Source organism: Micromonospora sp. NPDC047467 (genome assembly GCF_040643095.1).
GTDB lineage: Bacteria > Actinomycetota > Actinomycetes > Mycobacteriales > Micromonosporaceae > Micromonospora.
On sequence record NZ_JBEYTO010000001.1, the window covers coordinates 409,737 to 433,705 of the forward strand.

The window sequence follows — 23,969 nt, forward strand, 5'->3', positions numbered from 1 at the left end:
GGGGGCGGTCGTGCGGATCGGCGAGGTGGCGGAACGATCCGGAGTCAGCGTGCGGGCGCTGCGCTACTACGAAGAGCAGGGCCTGCTGTACGCCGAGCGCAGCACCAGCGGGCAGCGGCGCTACGACGGGACGGCGGTGGACCGGGTCCGCCTCATCCAGCAGCTCTACGCCGCCGGGCTGTCGAGCAGGGACATCCTCGAACTGTTGCCGTGCGTCTACACCGGGATCGCCACACCCGACATGATCGCCAGGCTCGGGGTCGAACGCGATCGCATCGACCGCCAACTGCGGGGCCTCACCGAGACCCGGGACCGGCTGGACTCGGTGATCCGCACCGCATACCAGCACCTGGACCAGGATCCGAAGCCGGAATCGCGCGCGTGACAAGGGCTGTCGCGATCGTCGCCTCGCCGGCTGGGTCGGAGCATCCTGACCGGTGACGATACGGATGAGCGGAGGTCGCCCTGGCCGGGGCGGTTGAGCCCGACGCGACACCGGCGGTCGCCGGTGTCGCGTCACTCGGCACGTCTGCCCTCAGCTGAGGACGGCGGTGGCCTCGACCTCGACCAGGAAGTCGGGGGCGGCGAGCGCGCTGATGCCCAGCCCGGTGAGGGGCGGGGTCGGGGTGATCCCCAGCTTCGCGGCCGCCCGGGAGATCCCCTCCAGCAGCAGAGGCATCTTGTCCGGGGTGAAGTCGACGATGTAGACGGTCAGCTTCGCCACGTCGTCGAAGGACCCGCCGACCTCGGCCAGGGCGGTGCCGACGTTGAGGTAGCACTGCTCGACCTGAGCGGCGAGGTCGCCCACCCCGACGGTGCTTCCGTCGGGGCCGAGTGCGACCTGGCCGGCGAGGAAGACCAGCTTCGAGCCGGTGGCGATCGAAACCTGCTGGTGGGTGGCCACCGTCGGCAGTCCCTCGGGGTTGATCAGGGTGATGGGCATGCCGTCTCCTTCGTCGCGGAGCCTGTGGACTCGGTTCGGAAAACATAACACAGCAATGTTATGTATCCTGGTGTGATGGCGAGAACACGGGACCCCGCCGTCCGCACCTTGCTCGTCGAACGAGCGGCGACGATGCTCCGCACCCGCGAGCCCATCACCCTGCGGTCACTCGTCGAGGGGACGGGCGTCTCGACGATGGCCGTCTACACCCACTTCGGCGGCATGGACGGCATGTGGAAGGCGTTGCGGCAGGAGGGTTTCACCCGCTTGGCCGCCCGCTTCGCCGCCGTGCCCACGTCGGCGGATCCGGTGGGGGATCTGACCGCCCTGGCCGCCGCCTACCTCGGCAACGCCCTGGACCATCCCGACCTGTACCGGGTGATGTTCGACGCGAGTTTCGACCTCGAAGACCTCAAGGCCGCGGACGCGACCCTGGAGTACCTGGTGCAGGCCGCCGAGCGAGCCATCCAGGCCGGTCGCTTCCGCGCCGACAGTGTCCCCCTGGACGTGGCGATCCAGACCTGGACGGTCACCCACGGGCTGGTCTCGCTGGTCGCCAACGGCCCGCTGCCGCCCGAGACGCTCGCCAACGGCGTCACCCTGCTGACCGCGCTGTTCACCAGTACCGGCGACGACCCGGAGCGATGCCGCCGGTCGGTCGAGAGCGGCTGGCGGCAGTCGGGCCCGGCCAGGTGAGAGGGGTGCGGGGAGGACTCCGACGCGGGCGGAGTGGCGGACGACACCCCGTACGCCGGCCAGCGCCACAGGCGCGAGGCGCGTCAGTTGTCGCGGCTGCGTCGAGGGGGCCTGATCTCGGAAGCGGGTGGGGTGGTCGTGCGCGGCGGGCTGTCAGAGCATCTCGGTGCGGTATGCGGGAGCCAGGTCGGCTGCGCGTTGCCGGCGCTCCGCCATGTCCTCGTCGGTGAGCTGCGGCGGCCGTGCGTCCTTGTCGGCGACTTCGTCGCCCACGCGCAGGAAGTATTCGTCCTGGCCCGCGGGGGTGCACATGCACAGCATGCGGGCGGGCGCGCCGGAGGTGTTGCGGAAGTTGTGCGGCGCGTTGGCCGGGATGTTCACCGTGGAGCCGGCCCGGACGGTGTGCTTCTCCCCGCGGAAGGTGAAATCGATCTCGCCTTCGAGAACGGTGAACATCTCCTCGAAGTCGTGCCGGTGTGGCGGCGGCCCGCCGCCGTCGGGGACGCGCATGTCGATGAGGCAGTACTGCCCGTTGGTCTGCTTGCCGGTGATCAGCATGGCGTAGGTGCCCCCGGCGAGGGACATGTAGGTGGTTGCCGGGTCGTCGGGGTTGGCGACGGCCAGTGTCCGGGTCGGATCGTCGTCGGGGATGGCAGGGGTTGCGCGGTCGAGGGCGGTCATGCTGCCTGTCCTTCCTGGTGGAGTTCTTCGCAGCGCAGTGCGGCGCGGGCTTCCCGGTCGCGGAAATGACGGTAAAGCGTCCCGACGCCCACGCCAGCCTCCTAGGCGACCACCGCCATGGGAGCCGTCATGTCACGCTGCAACGTGCGCAACGCCGCCGCCAGGACCTTCTCCCGGTTGGCGACGCCGTCGCTGCGCGGAGCACGACTCACCGTTGGTCCGCGTGGCGCGCCGCAGTCATGACCCGCATCCTAGTGACGACGAGATAACGCGGCCGCGCAGCGGCACGAGGAAGCCCATTCGCCGGCCCGACAGTAGGCCAGCGGCGCGGCGTCGTTGGCGGCTGTCTGCTGCAAAGCGAAGCGGATACCGGCCCGGGCGGGTGAAGGCTGGCGCAACTCCTCCGGCACCGGTTCGTTGGTGCGACAAGGGGGGACGGAGGCGGACGATGGCGGCGGGCCGGGGTGCCGAACTGCTGCGCTCTCCGACGAGTTCGGGCCGCGCGACGTTCATGGAGCTCTTCTTTGACCTGGCCTTCGTTGTGGCCCTCACCCGGGTCTCGCAACGGTTCGCCGGCCTGAGCGATGACGCCGGCTGGGCGCTCGTCACAGGGTTCGGTCGCACCCTGCTGCTCTTCCTGGCGCTCTGGCTGATCTGGTCGCACACCGCCTGGATCACCAGTCGCTACGAACCGGAGCACCCACTCATCCAGGCCGTCGTGGTCGGCACCATGTTCGCCGGCCTGATCATGGCGGTGACGCTGCCACGCGCCATGGAGGAGCGGGCACTGCCGTTCGCGGCCGCGTACCTGATGGTGATGCTGGTGCGGCCGCTGGTGGTCGCCGCCGGGCTGCGTGGCCATCCGCGGCGGCTGGTGCCGCTCCGGCTTGCCGCGTGGGCCGCGGCGAGCGCGCCGCTCTGGCTGGCCGGCGCGCTGGGTCCGGACCACCTTCGCCTGCCGCTGTGGGCTACCGCCCTCGCGGTCGACTACCTCGCCTGGACCCTGGGCTGGCCGCTGCCGTGGCTCGGGGCCTCAAAGGTGGGCCGCTGGCGGATCGCTGGGACGCATCTTGCCGACCGTTACCAGCAGATGTTCCTCATCGCGCTCGGTGAGTCGATTCTGGTCATCGGCGTGGTGTTCAGCGGTCGGGACTACTCGGGGGTGCGGGCAGCAGCCTTCACGGTCGCCTTCGCCACCAGCGCGCTGCTCTGGCGGATCTACTTCCACCGCGCCGGTCTGCTGCTGACCGAGGCGTTCGATCGGGCGGCCCTGCCCGGCCGGCTGGGCGCGGCATCGGAGCGGACGCATCTGCTGATCGTGCTCAGCGTACTGGCCACCTCGGTCGGCTACGAGCTGGTGATCGATCAACCGTTCGGACCGGCGCGGCCCAGTGGGCTTCTGTTCGTGGCGGGAGGTCCGGTGCTCTTCCTCGTCGCCCGTATGCGGCTGGAGTACGAGATCTTCGGCCGGGTCACCTCATCCCGGCTGATCGGCGTGGTGGTCCTCCTGCTGCTCACGCCAGCGATGGTCCGCTGGGCGCCGATGGTCGGGCTGTGCGTGGTGGCCGGAGTGCTGGCCCTGGTCGCGTCACTCGACGCGCTGCGCAGCCGGGGACGGCCGCTGGAGGTTCCCGCCTCGCCGATCGGTCGGAAGGCATCCGACGATCGCCCCGCCGAGGCGTGACCGCGCGCGGCCACGCACCGCGACCGGCATTTGCCTACAACCATTAGGCAGGAGCATAATAGGTGTAGGCAGATGGGGGAGAGCGATGGAGAGGCTGGGTCTGACGCCGGAGCGTCTGACTCGCGCGGGGGCGGAAATGGCCGACGAGGTCGGCTTCGACGCGGTCACCGTCTCGGCGCTCGCCCGGCGGTTCGACGTCAAGGTCCCGAGCTTGTACTCGCATCTGAAGAACTCCCAGGACCTCAGGACCCGCATCGCGCTGTTCGCGCTGGAGGAACTCGCCGACCGCGTCGCCGACGCCGTCGCCGGCCGTGCCGGCAGGGACGCGTTGGCCGCGTTCGCTGACGCCTACCGCGACTACGCAAGGGAGCACCCGGGTCGCTATGCCGCCGCCCGGCTCCGACTCGACCCGGACACGGCGGCCGCCAGCGCCGGCGTCCGACACGCGCAGATGGCGCGAGCGATCCTGCGAGGCTACGAGTTGGACGAGCCGGCCGCGACGCACGCGGTCCGGATGCTGGGCAGCGTCTTTCACGGCTACGTCAGCTTGGAGTTGGCCGGTGGTTTCGACCACAGTGCCCCCGATGCCCGGGAATCCTGGGACTGGATCGTCGATTCGCTCGACGCGCTGTTGCGCGACCGCAGCAGCACCCCCTGACCCGGCCGCGCCGCCGCACACGGTCCGCTGCGCGTCGCGCCGACGAACACCGACATTTCGGTCGAGAGGCTTGAGGCAATGACCACCGAACACCACTGGGTCGTCACCCCGGTCACCATGGACCTCCTGCGTGGCCACGTCGACGTGGAGGCGACCGTACGCGGTCTGCTGCCGCACCGGCTGCCCGCGCGGGCGCGCCGGCAGATCCCCGACGACCAACTGACCATGGCCGAGGCCCAGCCCTCCGGTGTGCGGCTGGCCTTCCGCACCCGGGCCCGCGTGATCGAGTTGGACACGCTGCCGACCAGGCGGGTCTACCAGGGCTTCGCGCCCCCGCCGGATGGCGTCTACGACCTGCTGATCGACGGTCGCCTGGCCGCGCAGGCCTCGGTGGCCGGGGGCAATGTCCGGACCATTACCAACATGTTCACCCAGGCTTCCGTGCTGACCGAAGGGCCGGCCGGCACCGCACGCTTCGCGGGTCTGCCCGCGGGTGAGAAGGACATCGAGATCTGGCTGCCGCACACGGAAATCACTGAGCTGATCGCGCTGCGCAGCGACGCGCCCGTCGAGCCGGCACCGCCCAGCGGGCGCAGGACGTGGCTGCACCACGGCAGTTCCATCAGCCACGGCTCGAACGCCGGTCATCCCAGCGCCATCTGGCCAGCCCTGGCCGCGGCCGAGGGCGGCGTGGAACTGGTCAACCTGGGGTTCGGCGGCAGCGCGTTGCTCGACCCGTTCACCGCCCGTGCGATGCGGGACATCACCGCGGACCTGATCAGCGTCAAGATCGGCATCAACATCGTCAACGGCGACGTGATGCGTCTACGCGCCTTCACTCCGGCGGTCCACGGCTTCCTCGACACTGTCCGAGAGGGGCATCCGACCACACCACTGCTGGTCGTGTCCGCCATCCTGTGCCCGGTCCAGGAGGACACGCCCGGCCCTCTCGCGCCGGACGTCGAGGGCGGGAGGCTGCGGTTCAAGGCCACGGGCGATCCGGCCGAGCGGGCCGCCGGGCGGCTGACGCTCAACGTCATCCGTGCCGAACTCGCCCGGATCGTCGAACAGCGCGCGGCCGACGACCCGAACCTGCACTACCTCGACGGCCGCGACCTGTACGGCGAGGCGGACTACGCCGAACACCCGCTACCCGACGAACTCCACCCGGACACTGCCGGGCACCGCCGTATCGCCGAGAACTTCGCGCGGCTCGCGTTCGGCGACGGCGGCCCTTTCGCCGCCAAGAGGCGCTGACCAGGGGGTACGCGGACAGCGCCGGCCGCGGGCGTGGATCCATCAGCCGCGATCAGCGGGATGTGGTCGACCGGCGCTCGGCGTTGATCCGGAGGAGCCCTTCGACCCCGCGCACGAAGGTCTCGGACACCAGCGCGGGGTCGTAGAGGCATCCGGCTGCCATGGCGCCGTCGCGGAGCATGACGAAATGGCGCGCGGCGGGAGCCGCCGTCTCCTCGTGGACCTGCGCCATCAGCATGGTGAGTGTGTCCAGGAACCATTGCCGGTGGGTGATGATCTCCTGGTTGACGGGATGGTTGGTGTCGGGATATTCCGCGGCGGCGTTGAGGAAGGCGCACCCGCGGAACCCGGGGGACTGGATGTTCTGCGCAATCGAGCCAGCAATGGCCAGGAGGGTGTCGAGCGGCGACGGGTTGGTGGCGAGGGCCGCATCGACCGCGCGGCGATCCATCTGATGGACGTCACGCAGGTAGGCGAGGATGAGGTCGTCCTTGCTGGGGAAGTGCCGGTAGAACGTGGCCCGGGTCACTTTCGCCTCGGCGATGATCCGGTCGACGCCGACGGAGTGGATGCCCTCCGCGTAGAAGAGCCTTGTTGCCGTGGTGAGGAGCCGGAGTCGCGCCTCAGAGGGCCGAGTGTCGGGTTCGCCGCGCGTCATACCGACCATCTTAGCGAAAAGAACGTTCGGTCTGAGCAATGCAAGCCGCCGTGAGCAGCGGTGTTCCGCCCGCCACCGCCCCCGGCGAAGCACAGATAGAACGTTCGGTCTTGACGTTTGCCGTGGCGCCTGCCATGCTGGCACGACAGAACGTTCGATCTCCCCAGCAAGCCCCTCCGCTGAAAGGCTCACCGTGGCCACCATTGCTGCTCCACCCGGCATCTCCCAGACGGCGTCCGCGCTGCGGCGGCTGTACTTCGGCCGTTTCGCGTTCGCCATCGTGTGGGCCGGGGTGACGATCGCTACCGCCAAGGAGATCGGCCCCCTCGCGGTGGCGCTGTTCGTGCTCTATCCGTTGTTCGACGTGGGTGCCGCCATCTACGACCTTCGCTCGTCGCGGACCACCGGCTCGCCGGCCCTGCTGTACGTGAACATCGCGGTCAGCCTGATCGCGGCCGTCGGCGTGGGCGTCGCCAGTTCGTCCGGCATCCCCGCGGTTCTGCGGGTCTGGGGTGCCTGGGCGATCGTGGCCGGCCTGGTCCAGTTGATCGTGGGGGTCACCCGTCGGAGGATGGGCGGCCAGTGGCCGATGATCATCAGCGGCGGCATCTCGGTTCTGGCTGGTGGGTCCTTCATCGCCAGCGCGTCCGCGGACAACCCGTCGTTGACCAACGCGGCCGGCTACGCCATCCCCGGCGCCATTTTCTTCCTCATCGCGGCTGTCCGCCTCGGCCGCGCCGCGAAGGGCAACTGACATGACCACCTTTGAGTACGACGTCGTCGTGATCGGTGCGGGTCCGGTCGGGGAGAACGTCGCCGACCGGGTCGTGAAGGGTGGCCTGACCGCCGCCATCGTCGAGCGGGAGTTGGTCGGCGGTGAGTGCTCGTACTGGGCCTGCATGCCGACCAAGGCGTTGCTGCGCAGCGCGTCCGCGTTGCGGGCGGCCCGCCAACTGCCGGGCGCGCGGGAGGCGGTGACGGGAGACCTGGACGCGGCTGCGGTGCTGAGCCGGCGGGACTCCTTCGCGTCGCACTGGCAGGACGACGGGCAGGTTTCGTGGCTGGAGTCGGCCGGGATCGCGCTGCACCGCGGTCACGGGCGGATCAGCTCCGAGCGGGTCGTCGAGGTGACCGGCGTCGACGGTGTCACGACGACGTTGACCGCGCGACACGCGGTGGTCGTCGCGACCGGCAGCAGTGCTCTGTTGCCGGACATCCCGGGCCTGCGTGAGGCGGCGCCGTGGACCAGCCGCGAGGCCGCCTCGGCCGCCTCGGTTCCCCGCCGGCTCGCCATCATCGGCGGTGGCGTGGTGGCGACCGAGATGGCGACCGCGTTCGCCGCTCTGGGGTCGTCGGTGACGGTGCTGGCTCGCGACTCTGTGCTGCCGTCGGTGGAGCCGTTCGCCGGTGAGCTGGTCACCGAGTCGCTGCGCGAGGCCGGTGTGTCGGTACGCCCCGGCGCGGAGGCCGTTTCCGTCAACCGCGACGACAGCGGAGCCGTCCAGATCGTGACCGCCGACGGTGACCGGGTCGAGGCCGACGAGGTGCTGGTGGCGATTGGTCGTACACCGAACACTCAGGACATCGGCCTCGACGGCATCGGGCTGACCCCGGGTGCCTGGCTGGCGGTCGACGACACCCTGCGCGTCGTCGGCGGCGGCGAGTGGCTGTATGCGGCGGGCGACGTGAACCGGCGGGTGCTGCTGACTCACCAGGGCAAGTACCAGGCGCGGGCGGTGGGCGACGTGATCGTGGCCCGGGCGAAGGGTGCCACGGTCGAGGACGGCCGGTGGGGCCGGCACGTGGCGACGGCCGACGAGCGGGCGGTGCCGCAGGTGATCTTCACTGACCCGGAGATCGCGTCGGTGGGTCTGACGGCGTCCGCGGCCGAGGCAGCCGGGCTGCGGATCCGTGTCGTGGACTACGACCTGGGTGCCGTTGCCGGGTCGTCCCTGCACGCCGATGGCTATAAGGGGCACGCCCGGATGGTCGTCGACGAGGACCGGAAGGTGATCGTCGGCTTCACCCTCGCCGGCCCGGACGTGGCGGAACTGATCCACGCCGCGACGATCGCCATCGTCGGTGAGGTGCCGCTGGACCGGCTGTGGCACGCGGTTCCGGCGTACCCGACCGTCAGCGAGGTGTGGCTGCGGCTGCTGGAGACCTACGGCCGCTGACGGTCGATGGGCCGGGCACTCGTCCCGTCGTCCGGGCCCGGCGCCCTCGGTCGTCTCTCGTGTCATCACTCGGAAACCATGTAAGGGGAGCGTCATGCCCACCAAGATCACGTTGATCATCGGTAACCCCGAGAACCCTGACGAGTTCGAGAAGGTCTACGCGGAAGTACGACAGGCCGCGGACACGTTCCCGAAGGTACGGCGTGTCGAATCGGCCAAGGTGTGGCCGAAGGAGGATGGCACCGCCACCCCCGCGTACCGGACCCTCGACCTGTACTTCGACAGCTACGAGGACGCCTCCGCCGCGGTCGCGACACCCGTTGCCGGTGCCGTCTTCGGAGGGCTGACGCAGGCGCAGGTGACGATCATGGGGCTGTTCTCGGATATCGAGTAGTGCCGTGTCGGCGCTTCGGGTCGGCCGGCCCGAGGCGCCGATTCAGGGCCCACCGGAACGCCGGGGTGGGCTCGTACATCTGGCTTTTCTCGATCTCGCTGACAGCAGTCTGACCCGTACCGGATATTGGATGCGGCACCGCACTGGCCGGGATTGCGGGCCGGTACGCGCTGCCAGTGAATCGCCCGTCGACCGTCCGCGCTGGCCAGGTCTGCATTACCACATGCAGCGGGCAGTGGGGCCTCTCGAAAGGAATGCCAGATGAACGCTGCGCCCGACATGTCTGCCCAGGAGGCAGGGATGCCCACCGTTGTTCTCGTCCATGGGGCATTCGCCGGCTCGTCGAGTTGGAATGGAGTGATTGCTCACCTCAAGCGTCGGGGGCATCCGGTCATTGCCGTCGCCAACCCGCTGCGCGGTGTGCAGAAGGACGCGGCTTACGTTCGCTCGCTTCTGGACAGCATGCCCGGGCCGGTCGTGATGGCCGCCCACTCGTACGGCGGGCTGGTAATGACCGAGGCCGCGGATGGCGCTCCCAATGTCAAGGCTCTGGTGTACGTCGCCAGCGTGAGCCCGGACGTAGGGGAAAGTGTGATCGGGCTGATCTCCAAGTACTCCGGAAGTCAGCTCGCCTCCAGCATCAAAATGGTGCCGATCCCTCTCGACGACGGTGGCACGACAATGGATCAGTACATCCAGCAAGACAAGTTCCCGGAGGTGTTCGCCGCGGACGTCGACCCCGACACCGCCGCACTCATGGCGGTAACGCAGCGGCCCGCCTCCGCGAGCGCCCAGGAGGAGGGTGTGACAAAGGCCGCCTGGAAGACGATCCCATCGTGGACGCTGATCAGCACCCAGGACCAGGGCATTCCGCCAGACCTGCAGCGCTTCCTCGCCGAGAGGGCCGGGTCCACGACAGTCGAGGTCGCCGCGTCCCACGCCGTGGCAGTCTCACAACCCGGTCCGGTCGCGGACCTCATCGACACCGCCGCCCGCGCCACCATGAGCTAGGTGTGCTGTCCCGACAATGTCGGCAACCATGACGACGATTGGTGGCCCCGGGCTGTCTCGCACCGCGACCCAGCCTGGGGCCAGCATCGGAGATCCACACCAGATCGGCGGCATAGCGCCATCCCGTCAAGCTGATACCGCGATGTCGCCGAAACGGAGTCGATCTTAGGGCGTCAGGCAGGGCTGTGACCCCCGCACACCGCCGGCTCAGAGCGTGTTTGAGATGAGCTGATCAGGTCCAGGTGAAGGTGCGGCGGGCTTGGCGTCGGGCGGGTCGGCCCCGGGTGATGCGGCGTGCCATGCCGGCGATGGCGGCCCAGCGGATGATGGCTTCGGAGACCTCGGGGTGGCGTTCGTAGTCGCGGGCGAGTCGGCGGCAGGCGGTGAGCCAGGCCAGAGTGCGTTCGACGACCCAGCGGCGGGGATGCACGGCGAAGCCGCGCTGGTCGGTGGGCTTGCGGACGATCTCGAGGGTGGTGCGCAGGATGTCGCGGGTCCAGTCGACGAGCCGTCCGGTGAAGCCCTGGTCGGCGAAGACGTGTCGGATCGGGGCGGCCATGTAGGCGCTGAGCAGGGCGGTCTTGGCGCCGTCGCGGTCCTGCCAGCTTGCGGCCAGGACGGTCACGGTGACCAGCAGGCCCAGGGTGTCGGTGACGATGAACCGCTTGCGGCCGTTGACCTTCTTCCCGGCGTCGTAGCCCCGGCTGTCTCGGCTGACGGTGTCAGCGCCCTTCACTGACTGGGAGTCGATGATTCCCGCCGAGGGCTGCGGCTCGCGGCCCTGCTGCACCCGCGCCTTGACCCGCAGCGTGGCCAGGAGCTTCTCGGTCACGCCGGCGTCTTCCCACCGGGTGAAGTACCAGTACACCGTCTGCCACGGCGGAAGATCCGCCGGCAGATACCGCCACGGACACCCAGCCCGCACCACGTACAGGATCGCGTTGACGATCTCCCGACGAGGATGCTTCTCCCTCCGCCCGTCCGTGTTCGGCTCCGGCAGCAGCGCCTCGATCAGCGCCCACTGAGCATCGGTCAGGTCCGAGGGGTAGCCACGACGAGCAGACACCCGAGCCACCCTGCCCCCTGAAGATCCTCGGCGCTATGCCAACACGCCGTCCACAACAGACCTTCTCAAACACGCTCTCAGACATCTCTGAGCCGGCCTTCACGCGCTGAGACGACATACCTGCGCGAGCATCCTCGGGAATCCTCGACCCACCGCACGAAGCGTGCGGGCGAAGGGGAGAGGGGACGTGGTGGCCCCTTGCTGAGATCCATTCACGAGCGTAGGAAGAACACCACCCCCACCGTCGGCCCGCGCGCCGACCCACCGTCCAGCGTCGAGGAGATGCGTGTGACGACACACAGACGGCTCCGTCTTGCCGTGTCCGTGCTGGCGACCATGAGCACCGTCCTGCTCGGCGCCACCCCCGCCACCGCGCATCCCGCGCATCCCGCACCTGCCCGGCCCGGGGCCTGCGACCCGATCGACCCGACGGCCTGCCTGCTGCCGTTCCCGAACGACTACTTCACCGTGCCGGACCGGACCAGCCCCACCGGCAAGCGGGTGCGGTTCGCGGCCTCCGCGATGCCCGCGAGCGCCCAGGGGACCCCGATCGACCCGACAGAGTGGAACCGGCAGGACGGGTTCAGCCCCGGCTCGCCGATTCTGGTGCGGGTGCCCGGTCTCGACGCCGTGGCCTCCGGGATCACCCCGGTCACCGACATCGGCCGCTCGCTGGCGCCGGACGCGCCCATCGTGCTGCTCGACGCCCGGACCGGGAAGCGCACGCCGTACTGGGCCGAACTGGACGCGCACGCTGTCGGCCAGCCCGACCGGCAGGTGCTGATCATCCGGCCGGCGGTGGCGCTGTCCGAGGGCACCCGGTACGTCGTCGGGCTGCGTGGCATGCGTGACGGCAGGGGAGCGCCGATCCCGGCGCCGAAGGCGTTCACGGCGTACGTGAAAGGCTCCGGCCTCGGCCATCGGGACAGTCGCGCACCGCAGATGAAGCGGATCCTCGCCGACCTGACCAGGGCCGGTGTCAAGCGGCAGAGCCTCTACCTGGCCTGGGACTTCACCGTGGCCAGCCGGCACGGTCTGACCGGGCGGATGCTGTCGATCCGGGACAGCGCGTTCGCCGGCCTCCGCCGGGCCGCACCGACGTTCACGGTCACCCAGGTGACCGACTACCCACCGGAGCAGGAGCCGCTGATCGCGCGGCAGGTGACCGGCACCGTCGGCGTGCCGTCCTATCTCACCGGTGACGGCGGGCCGGGCTCCCGGCTGCACTACGGGCCGGTCGGCGGCAGCGGGAGGCCGTCGACGCCGAACTCCCTGCCCACCCCGTCGGGCGCGACGGTGGCGGCGGACTTCGTCTGCAACATCCCGCGCAGCGCCTCCGCCGCGAAGCCGGCGCACCTCTCGCTCTACGGTCACGGCCTGCTCGGCAGACCGACCGAGATCAACGCCGGCAATGTCAAGACGATGTCGAACACGTACGACTTCACCTTCTGCGCGACCAGCTGGATCGGCATGGCCGCCGCCGACGTCCCCTATGTGGCAGGCGCGTTCACCGACCTCAGCGCCTTCCCGGCGGTGGCCGATCGGTTGCAGCAGAGCTACCTGAACTTCCTCTTCCTGGGCCGCGCGATGATCCACCCGGGCGGGTTCGCCGCCCACCCGGCGTTCCGGGACGCCGCCGCACGGCCGCTGATCAACGTGGCCGGCGGGCTGCACTACGACGGCAACAGCCAGGGCGGCATCAACGGTGGCGCGCTCACCGCCATCGCCCAGGACTGGACCCGGTCGGTGCTCGGCGTGCCCGCGATGAACTACTCCACGCTGCTGCAACGCAGCGTGGACTTCGCCCCGTTCCAGTCGATCATGGACGGCTACTACCCGGACAAGGTCGACCAGCAGTTGATCCTCGCGCTGCTACAGATGTTGTGGGACCGCTCCGAGGCCAACGGGTACGCCCAGCACATGACCGACCGGCCGTTGCCGGGCACCCCGGCGCACCAGGTGCTGATGCACGTTGCCTTCGGCGACCAGCAGGTCTCGCCCGCAGCGGCCGAGGTCCAGGCCCGCACCATCGGCGCCCGCCTACACACCCCCGCACTCGCCGACGGCTGGTCACTGGACGTACGGCCGTACTGGGGCATCGCGCCGATCCGCAGGTACCCGTACACCGGCTCGGCGATCGTGATCTGGAACAGCGGCGCGGCCCACGCGCCGCCCCCGACCAACCTCGCCCCGGCCGGGCCGGAGTACGGCGACGACCCGCACGAGTTCCCGCGCGCCCAGGCCGCGGCCCAGAAACAGAAGGCGGTCTTCCTGCTCACCGGCAAAATCATCGACGTCTGCGCGCGTACACCCTGCGCCTGACGCCGACCGGACGGGCCCGCCGGGATCACCATCCCGGCGGGGCCTGTCGGTGGCGCGGCGGCGGTCAGGCATCATTCGCGCATGACCGCACCGACCTTCGCCGACCGGGTCGATGCCGATCGCGCTCCAGGACCGCTTCATCGCCGACGCGGACGCGCTGACCCCGGGCAACCGGTTCGACGTCCGGTCACTCGATGTCAGCCACGCCGCGGTCCTGGTCCGCCCGGGCGAGGCCGCGGCCCTGCTCTCCGAACTGCTCCCGAAGTGACCTCCCGTTAACGGCACCGCCCTGCTGCCGACACAGGACCGCCAACCGATCACGGTCACGTTGAACCGTCGCGACCCCGGCTCGTATTACAGGACCGGAACTGCAGGATTTGGATGGACCGAGGGTACGGAGGCGATGGTGCTGATACGGCGAGCCGTGGCGGCGGCACTGGTGCTGGTCGGGCTCGTCGTGGGTGCCCCAGCGGGGCAGGCGCGTGCGGCCCCCGCCGAGACGGGCCGGTACTACGTGGTGGGGCCGGCGGTCGACGGCCAGAGGGAGTACCTGTACGCCATTGCCCTGCGCACCCTCGGCAACGGCAACCGGTACCGGGAGATCGTCGACCTCAACGTGGGGCGCAAGCAGCCCGACGGCGCGACATTCACCGACGGCCTGGTGCTCGAACCCGGCTGGATGTTGGTGCTGCCGGCGGACGCGAAGGGCCAGGGGGTACGCATCGGCCGGATGCCGACGGTCGCCGCGCGGTCGCCGCGACCGGCGCCGAGCACCGTGGCACCGAGCGCCGCCCCGTCGAGCCCGGCACCCCGGTCGACCGCCCCGTCTCCACCCGCACCGTCCACACCGGCCCCTTCGACGGCTGCCCCGTCCACGGCCGCCCCGCCGCCCCCCTCGGCCCCGGCCGTGGCGACGACGGAGACCGAGGCCCTCGCCCGGCCGCGGGAAGAGCGGACGGTGACCACCGATCCCGTCAGCCCACTGCTGGTGCGGGGTGGTGCCGGCGTACTGGCGGTGATCTTCGCAGTGGTGGCGCTGATGCTGCTGCGTCGGGTGGGATCACGCCGGGGCGCGCTTGCCCTCACCGACGACGGACCGTGGCCGCCACAGCGGCACCACACACCGACCCCCGCCGAACTCGCCGCCGGTCACGCCCCGCCGCCGTCGGTCGCTCCAGGGCCATCCGAGGTGACGGCACCCCTCGTCCTGCCGGCGCCGCCGACGATCCCGATCCGGGGCGGTACGCGGCCGGGCGAACCTCCTGTGGCACCGTCCACTCCGGCCCCGCCGGTCGTGCATCCGAAGGCTGAGCCTCCGGATCCGGTGCCGGAGCGCGCGGTCGTCGGGCCGCCGGCCGAGCAGGCGCCGGGTCCGGTACCGGAGGTGCCACGACCGACGGTGCCGAGCGGCGACGAGGTCCCCTACCTGAGCGCCGATCTGGACACCGAGGCCGGTCCGATGCGGGTCCGGCTGGCGGGGGTGGCGACGGGACGTGGATCAGCGCCCGCGTACGCCTGGCTCGGCGAGCGGGAGCCCGCCCCGCCGGCCATCCTCCCGCTGGTGCTGGGCAGCCAGGGCCCCTGGCGGCTGCACGTCGACCTCGGTCGGGCCCCGGACGTCCTCACCCTCGTCGGCCCCGTCGACGACTGCCGGCGTGCGGCCGTGCTCCTCGCCCGGCGGCTGCATGCCGGTGGCATCGGCGTGGCCGTGGTCGGCGCGGCACTCGGCACGGACGCCCCCGGCGGCAGCCGGGTCCTGGACGCCCTGCCACAGCCGCCCACGCCGGAGGAGGAACTGCCGAAGCCGTACGTGGTGTTCACCGCCGGGTTGCCCGCCGGTGGCGCGGCCGGCGCGCGGAGCCTCGCCGCCACGACGGGCGGCCGGTGCGTGCCGGTGGTGACCGGTCCGGTTCCCAGCGGCCGGTGGTCGATTCAGGTCGGGCCGGATGCCGGGGCGGTGGCGGCGGACTGAAGCCGACGCAGCGTGGCGGGCAGCGGCCCAGGGGTGACGCCACGGCTGCGCTGCCAGCCGCCGTCGCGGGCCTCGTGGACGCGCCGCACCTGGATCCGGTCGTAGGAGCGGCTGCCCAGGATCAGCTCCACCCCGGCCCGGTGCAGCGAGTCCACCCGGGTCCGCACCGAGGCGAGCGGTGCGAGCACGGCGGCGGTGGCGCCGACGTCGACGGTACGGCTCCGGGGCACCCGCACCTCCACTAGCAGCCGGCCGGGTCGGGCCGCTGGCGGTTGCCGGTACAGCCGCAGCCAGCCCCGGGGAAGACCGCGCGACCGCACCGGCAGGAGGGCGTACGCCTTCCGTGTGCCGAACTCGGGCCAGCGGCGTACGTCGTTCGGCAGCCCGGCGGTCGAGCGGGCGGTGGGGGCGGACCGGATCCGCAACGTCGCGCCGTGCGCCTCGCCGACCGGCATGAGCCATCCGACGCCCTCGGTGCGGAACCCGCCGACCGGGCGCACCCGATCCAACCGGGCCGCCGGCAGCAGGTAGGTGTCCGACGTGCCGAGGAGGTACTGCAATCGGGCCGGTACGTGGGATCGCAGCGCGGCAACCGCGATCGCGCCGCCCGGCTCGATCCGTACCCGCAGGAGATCGCAGCCCTCGGGCGCGGACCGGGGGTCGAGGAAGGCGATCAGGAACAGCTCGGCGCTGGGCATGCCGTCGGCGACGACCCCGGCCGGGTCGCTCGGCGTCCGGATGAACGCCTCGAATGTCTCCGCGTTGACCTGCTGGCCACGGCGCAGCCAGGGCGGGCCGTAGTCCGAGGCGCGGCGCCGCTCGGTGACCAGCGCGGGGCGGGGCAGCGGCGAGGTCAGCACCGCCGTGGGCGGATCGGCCGGCCCCTCCGCCGTCTGCTGGTCTGCCGCCGACCCGTCTGTCGACTTCTTTGGCGGCGTACCGACGGCCGCGCCATCCTTCGGTGTGGCGTCGGTCACGCTCGCGTCTGCCGGCGTTCCGTCCGCGGCCTCCTGGTCCGCCGCCGGCGCCTCGTCGGCGCCAGCCGTCGGGCCACCCACGCCGGACGCCGGCTCGGCCGGTCCGTCCGCCTCCGTGGTGGCAACCGGACGAGGCGCCACGCCACCCGCGACGGTCAGCGCGATCCGTTCCCGGGTGAGTCGCGACACCAGCAGACCGTCGGGAGTGGCGTCGAGGGTCGCCGGACCGTCGGCGTACCTCGGCCGGTACGCCCGCCACGGCGCGACGGCGCCCGCGGCGTCGAGCGCCCGCAGGTCCCGGTGGTCGTCGATCAGCTCTGCGCGGCCTCCCGGCGGCGGCGTCCAGACCGTGGCGCCGGTCGTCTCGGCCAGCTCGACGGTCTGCTCGGCGAGTCGGGCCTGCTCGTCGGCGTCGGAGGGCCAGGTCAGCCAGAGCCGCAGGTCGGCGCCGTAGAGGGGAAGGTCGCCCACGAGGGCGGCGAGCTGACGGCCGCTGTGCACGCCCTGGGTGCCGCTGTAGTTGCCCACCAGGAAGCCGTCGGCGCGGGCCGTGACGGCAACGGTGACGATGCCCTCGGAGATCAGGCCGAGCCGGTGCGCGGTGGCCCGGCGGGCCACGAAGTCGGCCCGGGTCGCGAGGGCGAGCCCGTCGGCGAGCGGCAGGCGCACCACGCCGGTGCGCGGGCGGACCAGGCCCTCGTCGAGGGCGAACCAGCCGGGCAGGTGGGTGGCGAGGTCGGGTGGCTGGAGTACGAGCCAGTCCATCGGCTGCCGGGTGACCCGGTGCAGCGGCACCGCGTGTAGTGGCCCGGCGGTCCCGGTGGTCCCAGCGTCGGCGCCGATGACTCGGGGGGCGGTGTGCCGGATGTCGGTGCCCTCCGGGCTGATCAGCACGTCGTGGCCGAGCAGCCCGGCCACCTCGGTGAAGAGGTCAGCGTGCCGGGCGCCGTCGTCGGTGAGGATCCGGACGTCGTCGGCGGCGTCCCCGGTGCGCCGTACGAGGTCGGCGATGGACCGGGCATCGAGTAACCGGTTCGGGTCGGTGGGCACCATGAGCCGGCCTTTCGGGCCCGGGGCCAGCCACAGGTCGAAAAGCCCGGCGACCCGCCGGTGCCGGCGCGGGTCGAAGCGCCGGGTCGCTGGGACCCGGTCGATATCCCTGCTGGCCACCGCTCTGGCGGACCGTCCGAGTGCTGTCACCGCCGCCCTGCCTTCGTCCCCACCGGATCATCGTGACGTGATCCGCCCCATCCCACCACTGTGTACGGCCGCGCGACGAGGCGCGCCGTCATCACGAGTCCTAAAGAGACAGTCTCTCAGCCGCCGCCGGTACTCTCCATCGACCTCATGACGAGGTTCGTCGGGGCCTGGTTCAAATTGATTTGAACTAACGCGGCGCGAATCCGCAATAGACGGTGGAACGCGGTGACGTTCATGGCCGTGGTGACTAAAGGAGGACACCCAGTGCTGGCGAAGCACCCCATCCTTGCCCGCCTGCTCGTGGTGGTGATGACCGGTTGCGTGCTTCTGGCCGTACCCCGGCTGTCGGCGGCGAGCCCCACACCCGACAGCCGGCCGTACGTGAAGTACTACGTGGTCGCGGCCCAGTACCAGGGCCAGCCGGAGAATTTGACCGACATCGCGTGGCGGCTGCTCGGCAGCGGCGAGCGGTCCGATGAGATCTATCACCTGAACACCGGACGGGTGCAGCTGGACGGGCTCCGGCTGACCGACCCGGCAATCTTGACCGCCGGGTGGCACCTGGTGCTGCCCTGGGACGCCGCCGGTGAGGGGGTCAAGTACGGCCAGCTTCCGGCGCCACCGGCGCAGACCCCCTCGGCCCGTCCCGGCGGCACCGCGAAGCCCAGCGGCACCGCGAAGCCCAGCGGCAGCCCGTCGCCCACGGCGAGCCCGACACGCAGCAGCCCTGGACCCGGCGGTGGCGGCACCCAGAAGTGCGCCGCCGCCGCCGGGTCCAGCAGCCGCTCGGACTGGGCGCAGTTGCGGATGGCCGCCGACAGCGCCTGGACCCTGACCCGGGGCAACGGAGTGAAGATCGCGGTGGTCGACACCGGCGTCGACGCGACCCTCCAGCAGTTGAGCGGCCGGGTCGCCGTCGGCGCGGACGTGACCGTCGGCAATGGCCGCGGCGACACCGACTGCGTCGGTTCCGGCACCGCGATGGCGGGCATCATCGCCGCTGACAGCAGCGTCGACGGCAGCCCGGTCGGGATCGCCCCGGACGCCACCATCCTGCCGGTCCGGATGGTGGGGTCCGGTGCTGCCCGAGCGGCCGACGCGGCGACCGCCATCGAGGTGGCGGTGAGCGCGGGCGCGTCCGTCGTCGCGCTCGGCTCCCACGTCGACCTGGCCGCTCCGGCGGTGGCGGCCTCGCTGACCACGGCCCTCAATCACGACGTGCTGGTGGTGGCGGGCGCACCGACCAAGACGACACCGCTGCCGTCGGCGGGCAGCGGGGCCGCCGGCGGTGCCCTGCTGCTCACCGGCGGGGTCGGACCCGCCGACCAGTTCGCCGAGGAGTATCCGGAGGGGACCGTCGAGGTCGTCGCGCCGGGTGTCGACGTGGCGAGCCTCGGCACCGGCGGCAGGGTGGCCGGCAGGACCGGCACCGGCCTCGCCGTCGCCTTCGTGGCGGGACAGGCGGCCCTGATCCGGGCGGCCGAGCCGAACCTCACCGCAGCCCAGGTCAAGGAGCGGATCCTCGGCACCGCCGATCCCATCGGCGGGCAGGACCCGCACCCCAAGTTCGGCGCTGGGATGATCAACCTTGCCACCTCAATGGCGGGTGCCCTGGACAACCAGGGTCCGGTGGCCGCGAGGCAGGACAGCGGAGGCTCCGGCGCGGCGATCATCGTCCTGCTGGGCCTGGCGCTGGTGTGCGCAGGTGGTGTGTTCTTCGGCCTTCGGATGCGCCGCCGCCGCTACGCCGGCTGACCGTCTCGTTACAGACGCCGGTGCCCGGCGGCCGCCCTTTCGGGGACGGGCCGCCGGGCACCGGCTGTTACGAAACAACCCCTGCTGGGCCGGGCTACTTCTGGGTGAAGGTCTGCTTCAGGTTGAACACGCAGATCCAGATCACCAGCGGCGCGCCCGCCGCGTGGCCGTCGACGTCCAGGCACTTGTCCGTCGCGCGGTTGAAGAGCGAGCGGCGCCCGTTGCTCTCGATCCACTCCCATTTCTGAGCGGGCCCGGCGGTGCAGTTGGCGGACTGCACGGGAGCGCCGTCGCGCTTTTCACCCCAGGCGACGTCCAGGCAGAGGCCGTTCGCCCGGACGGTGCCGTCGGACGCGAAGGACCACCACTGGTTCCGCACCTCCTGGCACTTGCGCAGCGTTGCCCGTACGCCGTCGCCTTCGCCGCCGTTGACGCAGAGCCCGGTCTCCTGGCCGACGATCTGCTTGACGCCGGCCGGCCGGACCGGTGGCGCCGGCACCTTGGTGGGCTCGTCGGGCCGCTCGTCCTGCGCGGGCGGAGGCTTGGCGACGGCCTGGCTGGGGGTGGGGGACGGCGACCCGGACGGTGAACCGCTGGGCGACGGGGGTGTGGCCGGGGTGGTCGGCGTGGTCGGCTTCAGGCGGGCGTCGAGGGCGTAGAACTCGGTGTTCTCCCGGACGGTCCGCAGGAACACCTGGGTGGGGCCGTCGAGCTCCCCGCCGGTCTGCCGCACGGTGGTGGGCCCGTTGCGGAACGCGGCCAGCGCCAGCAGGTACGGGTCACCCTCGATGCCGTCCAGCTCGCTGCGCAGCGCGCACATCACGCTACCGACCGCAGGTATGGCCACCTGCGGGTCCCAGACCGAACCCTGGGCCGGGCCGTGCTCCTGCCACACCTCGGGCAGGAACTGCGCGATCCCGCGCTGGCCCTCGTCGCCGAGCATGTTCGGGTCGAAGCCGGACAGCGCCATCACCTGGCCGGCGACCGCCGCGGGCGGCACCTCGGGGCAGGCGGACCCGGCCCGTACGACGAGCTGGACGTACTCCGCCGGAACTGCCTTCGGCTGCTGCGGCTTGCTGTTCGGTCGGGGCTCGCCGGCCCCGCCGAACGGCACCAGGTTCGCGTAGAAGGCGGCGTACCCGCTGGCGTGGTCGACGTAGTCGACGGAGCTGGACGGCACCCCCTTGGCCTTGCGTACCTCGTCGATACCGGCGTTGAACGCGGCCAGCGAGAGGCGCCAGGGGTCGCCCGCGATCTTGGTCACTCGGACCTGGCCGCTCAGATCGCACATCTTGTGGGCCAGGGCGAGGATGTTCGCCGCGCTGTCCGAGCGTTGCGCACCTGGCCACGGCACCCAGGCCTGCCATGCCGCGTCGTCCAGGCCGGCGATGCCCCGGCCGCCGGAGGCGGTCCGCTTGGCCTGGCCGTCGAGCCCCGACTCGGCCATGAGCTGGCCGGCGAGCCGAGCCGGGGTCAGGGCCGGGCAGGAGCGGGCGGCGGACCGGATCGTGGTCAGTTGCTCGTCGGACACGGCCCGACCGACGAAGTCATCGTCCTGAGCCGAGGCGACTCCCCAGCTGACAGTGGCGACGACCGCGGACAGCACCGCCAGGCCGGCGACCACCCCGGCGGCCGCGCGACGCGAGATCGGACCCAGCCGGCTACGGGGGGAGGGCTGATCGGGTTCCACGGGAGCATCCCTTCCGGTGTTGGCATTGCTGTCTCGACGGACGCGCGCTGCCCTCGGTTCACCGGCTCGTGATCGGATCGAACGAAATTTTCCTGCGAGGTATTGAACCGAGGGGCACGCCGAGCCGTCAACGCTGCAACCGCCGGCCCGCGTTGCCTGTCACACCGCAACGACGCCGACGGCTGACCGTCAGACCCTTTGATCGGAGTTGATTAATGCTGACTCGCCGCAGGATGCTCCGGATCGGACTTGCCGGAGCTGCCGTGGTCGGGGCACCCCTGGCGGCCGCACCCCTGATCTCGCGGGCCTACGCCGCCGACGGGCTGCCGTTGAACATCGTGAACAGTACCGGCCGTTTCGACAGTGCCGCGATCACCATGTACGTCGTCGGCACCGACCTGGCGACCGGCCGGATGGGGTACGTCCGCGAGAGCGGCACGTTCACCCCCGCCAACCCGGCCGACAACGGCCCGGACGGCTTCGCCAACATCGGGGTACGCCTGGACGCCTCCGGCACGACCCGGTTCGTGCTGCCCAAGATGTCCGGTCGGATCTACTTCGCGATCAACGAACGGCTGAGGTTCACCGTGGTCAGCGACGGTGACGGCCAGCCGGCGTTGCAGTACCCGGTGGGCTGGGCGGAGGGCGACCCGGCGTTCGGTGTGCTGCACGACTGCTGCGAGTTCACCTACAACGACTCCGTGCTGGCCTGCAACACCACGACGGTGGACATGTTCAGCATCCCGATGGCGATCCGCCTGCGCGGCAACACCGAGCAGGTCGCCGGCAAACTGGTCGACGGTGGACGAGAAGCGATCTTCGCGGAGTTGGCCCGCCAGCCCGGCTACGAGCGCCTCGTCATCGGAGACGGGCTGCGGGTGATCGCGCCGGGCAAGGGCATCGAGACGGGCCGGTTCGATCCGCACTACTACGACAGCTACGTCGGTGAGGTGTGGGACCGCTACAGCCGTACCGAGCTGCGCGTGCACACGCCGTCCGGGACCCGCCGGGGCCGGGTGGCCGACGGGCGGCTGGTCTTCGACGGCGTGCGAGCCTTCGACCGGCCCTCGACGTTGGACGTCTTCTACTGCGCCGGTGCCCTCGGCACGACTGGTGACGAGGCCGCCAACCAGGTGGCACGAGTCCTCGGTGCCGGCTTCAACCGGTCCACCATGGACCAGCACGATCACCCGACCACCAACCGCAGCGCCTTCTACCAGCATCCGGTCACCAACCACTACTCACGGGTGCTGCACCGATACTCCGCCGACGGCAAGGCGTACGGGTTTCCCTTCGACGACGTGATCGAGGACGCCTCGTACATCCAGGACACCGCTCCCCAGGAGATGACCATCACACTCACGCCGTTCGGCGGAGGACGGGTGGAGGTGCCGGCGCCTTCGGGCACCGAGGCGGTCGTCGTGCCGCCGGTCGTGTCGGCCGGACAAGCCGCACCGGGCTCCCGGGGGGTGGGCGAGGAGATCGCCGCCGCGAGTTTCGACCGGCAGCACGGGGTCCAGACCGAGGCGTCCAGCGAGGGTGGAGAGCACATCGGCTTCCTCGCCAACGGTGACTGGGCCGGTTACCAGGGGGTCGACTTCGGCGGCACACCGGTCACCCAGTTCCAGGTGCGGGTCGCCTCCGGAGCGCCGGACGGGGTCTCCGGCCTGGTCGAGGTGCGCCTCGACGCTGCGGACGGCCCGCCGGTGGGCGAGATCGTGGTGGCCAGCACCGGCGGCTGGCAGAGCTGGACGACGGTGTCGGGCAACCTTGCCCCGGTCACCGGCACGCGCGACGTCTACCTGACGTTCACCAGTGGGCAGCCGCAGGAGTTCGTCAATGTCCGCTGGCTGCGGTTCAACACGTGAGCGCGGCCGTCCTCGTCGATGCCGACCGGCGGAGCGAGCTCACCACCGTGAATCCCCGCGCCGACCGGTCCACACCAGACACAACGGCCCCTCCGTCGGGTCAGGACGGACGCCGCCGACGACCCGGCGCCGCCGGGCCCCGGTCAGCCGCCGGCACCGCCGACTCACGCCTGCGTGAACCCGTTGGGCGGCGGCCACGATGGTCGTCTGTCGGATCCGGCTATCCTTCCCCTCAGGGTGTGATCGACGTTGACACGTCGGCGCGACCGCACGGGCACGACCCGTGCGTGAGGGGGAGGCGTTCTGTGTCGGCGGTGCCCAACGAAGCGCTGGGATCTGAGGTCGTCGGCGACACCGTGACCGGGCAAACCTCTCCGGATGCCCTGATGCGGTCGATCCACGAGCAGTACCGGGGCCCCTTGCTGCGGTTTCTCACCCGGCTCGTCCTCGGTCAGCACGAGCTGGCCGAGGATCTGGTGCAGGAGACGTTCCTGCGGACCTGGCGAAACCTGGAGACGCTGGCCGCCGATCCACGGCGGATCGCCCCGTGGCTCTACACCGTCGCCCGACACGTGGCGATCGACGCGATGCGCGCCCGGCAGGCCCGGCCGCCCGAGGTCGCCATCCCCGACCTGAACCGGCTCTCCGTCCCGACGGACGACATGGACCGGGTGGCGTCCGCGCACACGGTCCGGCTGGCGCTGCAGCGGATCTCGGCGGAGCATCGCGCGGTGCTGATCGAGATGTACTACAAGGGCTCGTCGGTCGCCGAGGCCGCGGAGAGACTAGGAATACCGGAGGGTACGGTAAAGTCCAGGACGTACTATGCGGTGCGCGCGCTGCACGCGGCAATTGGTCCGATCGAGTCGTCCTGATGGCACCTCTCCTGACGCCTCGTCGCCCCGGGGCCTCGCCAGGTCTCCAGCACGGCGGTCGTTGCGGGCGGCGACACGCCGTTCG

Annotated in this window: 21 protein-coding genes; 15 read left to right on the forward strand and 6 right to left on the reverse strand. The window is 71.1% G+C overall.

Annotated elements, in window-relative coordinates; all coding sequences use genetic code 11:
* Positions 1-10: 10 nt before the first annotated feature.
* The gene (locus ABZ780_RS01645) at positions 11-385 is read left to right on the forward strand and encodes a MerR family transcriptional regulator (RefSeq protein ID WP_357483071.1); all 375 of its coding nucleotides are present in this window, start codon (positions 11-13) and stop codon (positions 383-385) included.
* Positions 386-535: 150 nt separating this feature from the next.
* Here ABZ780_RS01645 and ABZ780_RS01650 read toward each other — a convergent pair whose 3' ends face one another.
* Positions 536-943, reverse strand: coding sequence for a RidA family protein (locus tag ABZ780_RS01650; RefSeq protein ID WP_356999147.1), 408 nt, complete (start codon positions 941-943; stop codon positions 536-538).
* A gap of 75 nt (positions 944-1,018) precedes the next feature.
* Between ABZ780_RS01650 and ABZ780_RS01655 the strand changes: the two genes are divergently transcribed.
* Complete coding sequence (locus ABZ780_RS01655; RefSeq protein WP_357483073.1) at positions 1,019-1,639, forward strand: TetR/AcrR family transcriptional regulator; 621 nt, start codon at positions 1,019-1,021, stop codon at positions 1,637-1,639.
* 153 nt (positions 1,640-1,792) lie between these two features.
* On the opposite strand, the gene ABZ780_RS01660 is transcribed toward ABZ780_RS01655, so the two are convergent.
* Positions 1,793-2,320 carry a cupin domain-containing protein gene (locus tag ABZ780_RS01660; protein WP_357483075.1) on the reverse strand — a complete coding sequence of 176 codons (528 nt, stop codon included), beginning with the start codon at positions 2,318-2,320 and terminating at the stop codon, positions 1,793-1,795.
* A gap of 448 nt (positions 2,321-2,768) precedes the next feature.
* Here ABZ780_RS01660 and ABZ780_RS01665 point away from each other — a divergent pair, with 448 nt between their 5' ends.
* The 3 genes from ABZ780_RS01665 to ABZ780_RS01675 all read left to right on the forward strand — a co-directional run bounded on the left by ABZ780_RS01665 (position 2,769) and on the right by ABZ780_RS01675 (position 5,919).
* Complete coding sequence (locus ABZ780_RS01665; RefSeq protein ID WP_357483078.1) at positions 2,769-4,004, forward strand: low temperature requirement protein A; 1,236 nt, start codon at positions 2,769-2,771, stop codon at positions 4,002-4,004.
* Between the two features lie 85 nt (positions 4,005-4,089).
* Complete coding sequence (locus tag ABZ780_RS01670) at positions 4,090-4,662, forward strand: TetR/AcrR family transcriptional regulator (RefSeq protein ID WP_357483081.1); 573 nt, start codon at positions 4,090-4,092, stop codon at positions 4,660-4,662.
* 78 nt (positions 4,663-4,740) lie between these two features.
* Entirely contained in the window at positions 4,741-5,919 is a 1,179-nt protein-coding gene (locus ABZ780_RS01675) for a GDSL-type esterase/lipase family protein (protein WP_357483084.1), read from the forward strand.
* A 52-nt stretch (positions 5,920-5,971) separates the two neighbouring features.
* Here the strand turns inward: ABZ780_RS01675 and ABZ780_RS01680 are convergent, their stop codons facing one another.
* Positions 5,972-6,577 (reverse strand): TetR/AcrR family transcriptional regulator, encoded by a 606-nt coding sequence (locus ABZ780_RS01680; RefSeq protein ID WP_357483086.1) that lies wholly within the window; start codon positions 6,575-6,577, stop codon positions 5,972-5,974.
* Positions 6,578-6,770: 193 nt separating this feature from the next.
* Between ABZ780_RS01680 and ABZ780_RS01685 the strand changes: the two genes are divergently transcribed.
* The 4 genes from ABZ780_RS01685 (at position 6,771) to ABZ780_RS01700 (ending at position 10,159) form a co-directional block, all read left to right on the forward strand.
* On the forward strand, positions 6,771-7,331 hold the full coding sequence (locus ABZ780_RS01685; protein ID WP_356999167.1) for a hypothetical protein: 561 nt from the start codon (positions 6,771-6,773) through the stop codon (positions 7,329-7,331).
* A 1-nt stretch (position 7,332) separates the two neighbouring features.
* The gene (locus ABZ780_RS01690) at positions 7,333-8,754 is read left to right on the forward strand and encodes an NAD(P)/FAD-dependent oxidoreductase (protein WP_356999170.1); all 1,422 of its coding nucleotides are present in this window, start codon (positions 7,333-7,335) and stop codon (positions 8,752-8,754) included.
* Positions 8,755-8,848: 94 nt separating this feature from the next.
* Positions 8,849-9,148 (forward strand): hypothetical protein, encoded by a 300-nt coding sequence (locus ABZ780_RS01695; protein ID WP_357483088.1) that lies wholly within the window; start codon positions 8,849-8,851, stop codon positions 9,146-9,148.
* Between the two features lie 261 nt (positions 9,149-9,409).
* On the forward strand, positions 9,410-10,159 hold the full coding sequence (locus ABZ780_RS01700; protein ID WP_357483090.1) for an alpha/beta hydrolase: 750 nt from the start codon (positions 9,410-9,412) through the stop codon (positions 10,157-10,159).
* Positions 10,160-10,391: 232 nt separating this feature from the next.
* Here ABZ780_RS01700 and ABZ780_RS01705 read toward each other — a convergent pair whose 3' ends face one another.
* On the reverse strand, positions 10,392-11,225 hold the full coding sequence (locus ABZ780_RS01705) for an IS5 family transposase (RefSeq protein ID WP_357483093.1): 834 nt from the start codon (positions 11,223-11,225) through the stop codon (positions 10,392-10,394).
* 288 nt (positions 11,226-11,513) lie between these two features.
* On the opposite strand from ABZ780_RS01705, the gene ABZ780_RS01710 reads away from it, so the two are divergent.
* The 3 genes from ABZ780_RS01710 to ABZ780_RS01720 all read left to right on the forward strand — a co-directional run bounded on the left by ABZ780_RS01710 (position 11,514) and on the right by ABZ780_RS01720 (position 15,519).
* Positions 11,514-13,547, forward strand: a complete 2,034-nt coding sequence (locus ABZ780_RS01710) for a hypothetical protein (RefSeq protein ID WP_357483095.1) — start codon at positions 11,514-11,516, stop codon at positions 13,545-13,547.
* A 112-nt stretch (positions 13,548-13,659) separates the two neighbouring features.
* Positions 13,660-13,815, forward strand: a complete 156-nt coding sequence (locus tag ABZ780_RS01715; protein WP_357483097.1) for a hypothetical protein — start codon at positions 13,660-13,662, stop codon at positions 13,813-13,815.
* Between the two features lie 138 nt (positions 13,816-13,953).
* On the forward strand, positions 13,954-15,519 hold the full coding sequence (locus ABZ780_RS01720) for a hypothetical protein (protein ID WP_357483100.1): 1,566 nt from the start codon (positions 13,954-13,956) through the stop codon (positions 15,517-15,519).
* Here the strand turns inward: ABZ780_RS01720 and ABZ780_RS01725 are convergent.
* Positions 15,480-17,696, reverse strand: a complete 2,217-nt coding sequence (locus ABZ780_RS01725) for a hypothetical protein (protein WP_357483103.1) — start codon at positions 17,694-17,696, stop codon at positions 15,480-15,482. The two genes, ABZ780_RS01720 and ABZ780_RS01725, sit on opposite strands and share 40 nt — an antisense overlap.
* Positions 17,697-17,960: 264 nt before the next feature.
* Here ABZ780_RS01725 and ABZ780_RS01730 point away from each other — a divergent pair, with 264 nt between their 5' ends.
* A complete protein-coding gene (locus ABZ780_RS01730) occupies positions 17,961-19,451 on the forward strand; it encodes a S8 family serine peptidase (RefSeq protein WP_356999189.1) in 1,491 nt (496 codons plus the stop codon).
* Between the two features lie 94 nt (positions 19,452-19,545).
* Here the strand turns inward: ABZ780_RS01730 and ABZ780_RS01735 are convergent, their stop codons facing one another.
* Positions 19,546-21,141: a ricin-type beta-trefoil lectin domain protein gene (locus ABZ780_RS01735; protein ID WP_357483106.1), complete on the reverse strand. Its 1,596-nt coding sequence runs from the start codon at positions 21,139-21,141 to the stop codon at positions 19,546-19,548.
* A 263-nt stretch (positions 21,142-21,404) separates the two neighbouring features.
* Between ABZ780_RS01735 and ABZ780_RS01740 the strand changes: the two genes are divergently transcribed.
* Together ABZ780_RS01740 and ABZ780_RS01745 are read left to right on the forward strand one after the other, a co-directional pair.
* On the forward strand, positions 21,405-23,009 hold the full coding sequence (locus ABZ780_RS01740; protein ID WP_357483108.1) for a beta-1,3-glucanase family protein: 1,605 nt from the start codon (positions 21,405-21,407) through the stop codon (positions 23,007-23,009).
* 386 nt (positions 23,010-23,395) lie between these two features.
* A complete protein-coding gene (locus tag ABZ780_RS01745) occupies positions 23,396-23,884 on the forward strand; it encodes a sigma-70 family RNA polymerase sigma factor (RefSeq protein WP_356999196.1) in 489 nt (162 codons plus the stop codon).
* The last annotated feature ends 85 nt before the right edge of the window (positions 23,885-23,969 follow it).

What these genes read in the sequence shown, in the direction of transcription:
- ABZ780_RS01650 (WP_356999147.1), bottom strand. Translation starts at nt 943, where the DNA reads ATGCCCATCACCCTGATCAACCCCGAGGGACTGCCGACGGTGGCCACC.
- ABZ780_RS01655 (WP_357483073.1), top strand. Translation starts at nt 1,019, where the DNA reads ATGGCGAGAACACGGGACCCCGCCGTCCGCACCTTGCTCGTCGAACGA.
- ABZ780_RS01660 (WP_357483075.1), bottom strand. Translation starts at nt 2,320, where the DNA reads ATGACCGCCCTCGACCGCGCAACCCCTGCCATCCCCGACGACGATCCG.
- ABZ780_RS01665 (WP_357483078.1), top strand. Translation starts at nt 2,769, where the DNA reads ATGGCGGCGGGCCGGGGTGCCGAACTGCTGCGCTCTCCGACGAGTTCG.
- ABZ780_RS01670 (WP_357483081.1), top strand. Translation starts at nt 4,090, where the DNA reads ATGGAGAGGCTGGGTCTGACGCCGGAGCGTCTGACTCGCGCGGGGGCG.
- ABZ780_RS01675 (WP_357483084.1), top strand. Translation starts at nt 4,741, where the DNA reads ATGACCACCGAACACCACTGGGTCGTCACCCCGGTCACCATGGACCTC.
- ABZ780_RS01680 (WP_357483086.1), bottom strand. Translation starts at nt 6,577, where the DNA reads ATGACGCGCGGCGAACCCGACACTCGGCCCTCTGAGGCGCGACTCCGG.
- ABZ780_RS01690 (WP_356999170.1), top strand. Translation starts at nt 7,333, where the DNA reads ATGACCACCTTTGAGTACGACGTCGTCGTGATCGGTGCGGGTCCGGTC.
- ABZ780_RS01695 (WP_357483088.1), top strand. Translation starts at nt 8,849, where the DNA reads ATGCCCACCAAGATCACGTTGATCATCGGTAACCCCGAGAACCCTGAC.
- ABZ780_RS01700 (WP_357483090.1), top strand. Translation starts at nt 9,410, where the DNA reads ATGAACGCTGCGCCCGACATGTCTGCCCAGGAGGCAGGGATGCCCACC.
- ABZ780_RS01715 (WP_357483097.1), top strand. Translation starts at nt 13,660, where the DNA reads ATGCCGATCGCGCTCCAGGACCGCTTCATCGCCGACGCGGACGCGCTG.
- ABZ780_RS01745 (WP_356999196.1), top strand. Translation starts at nt 23,396, where the DNA reads ATGCGGTCGATCCACGAGCAGTACCGGGGCCCCTTGCTGCGGTTTCTC.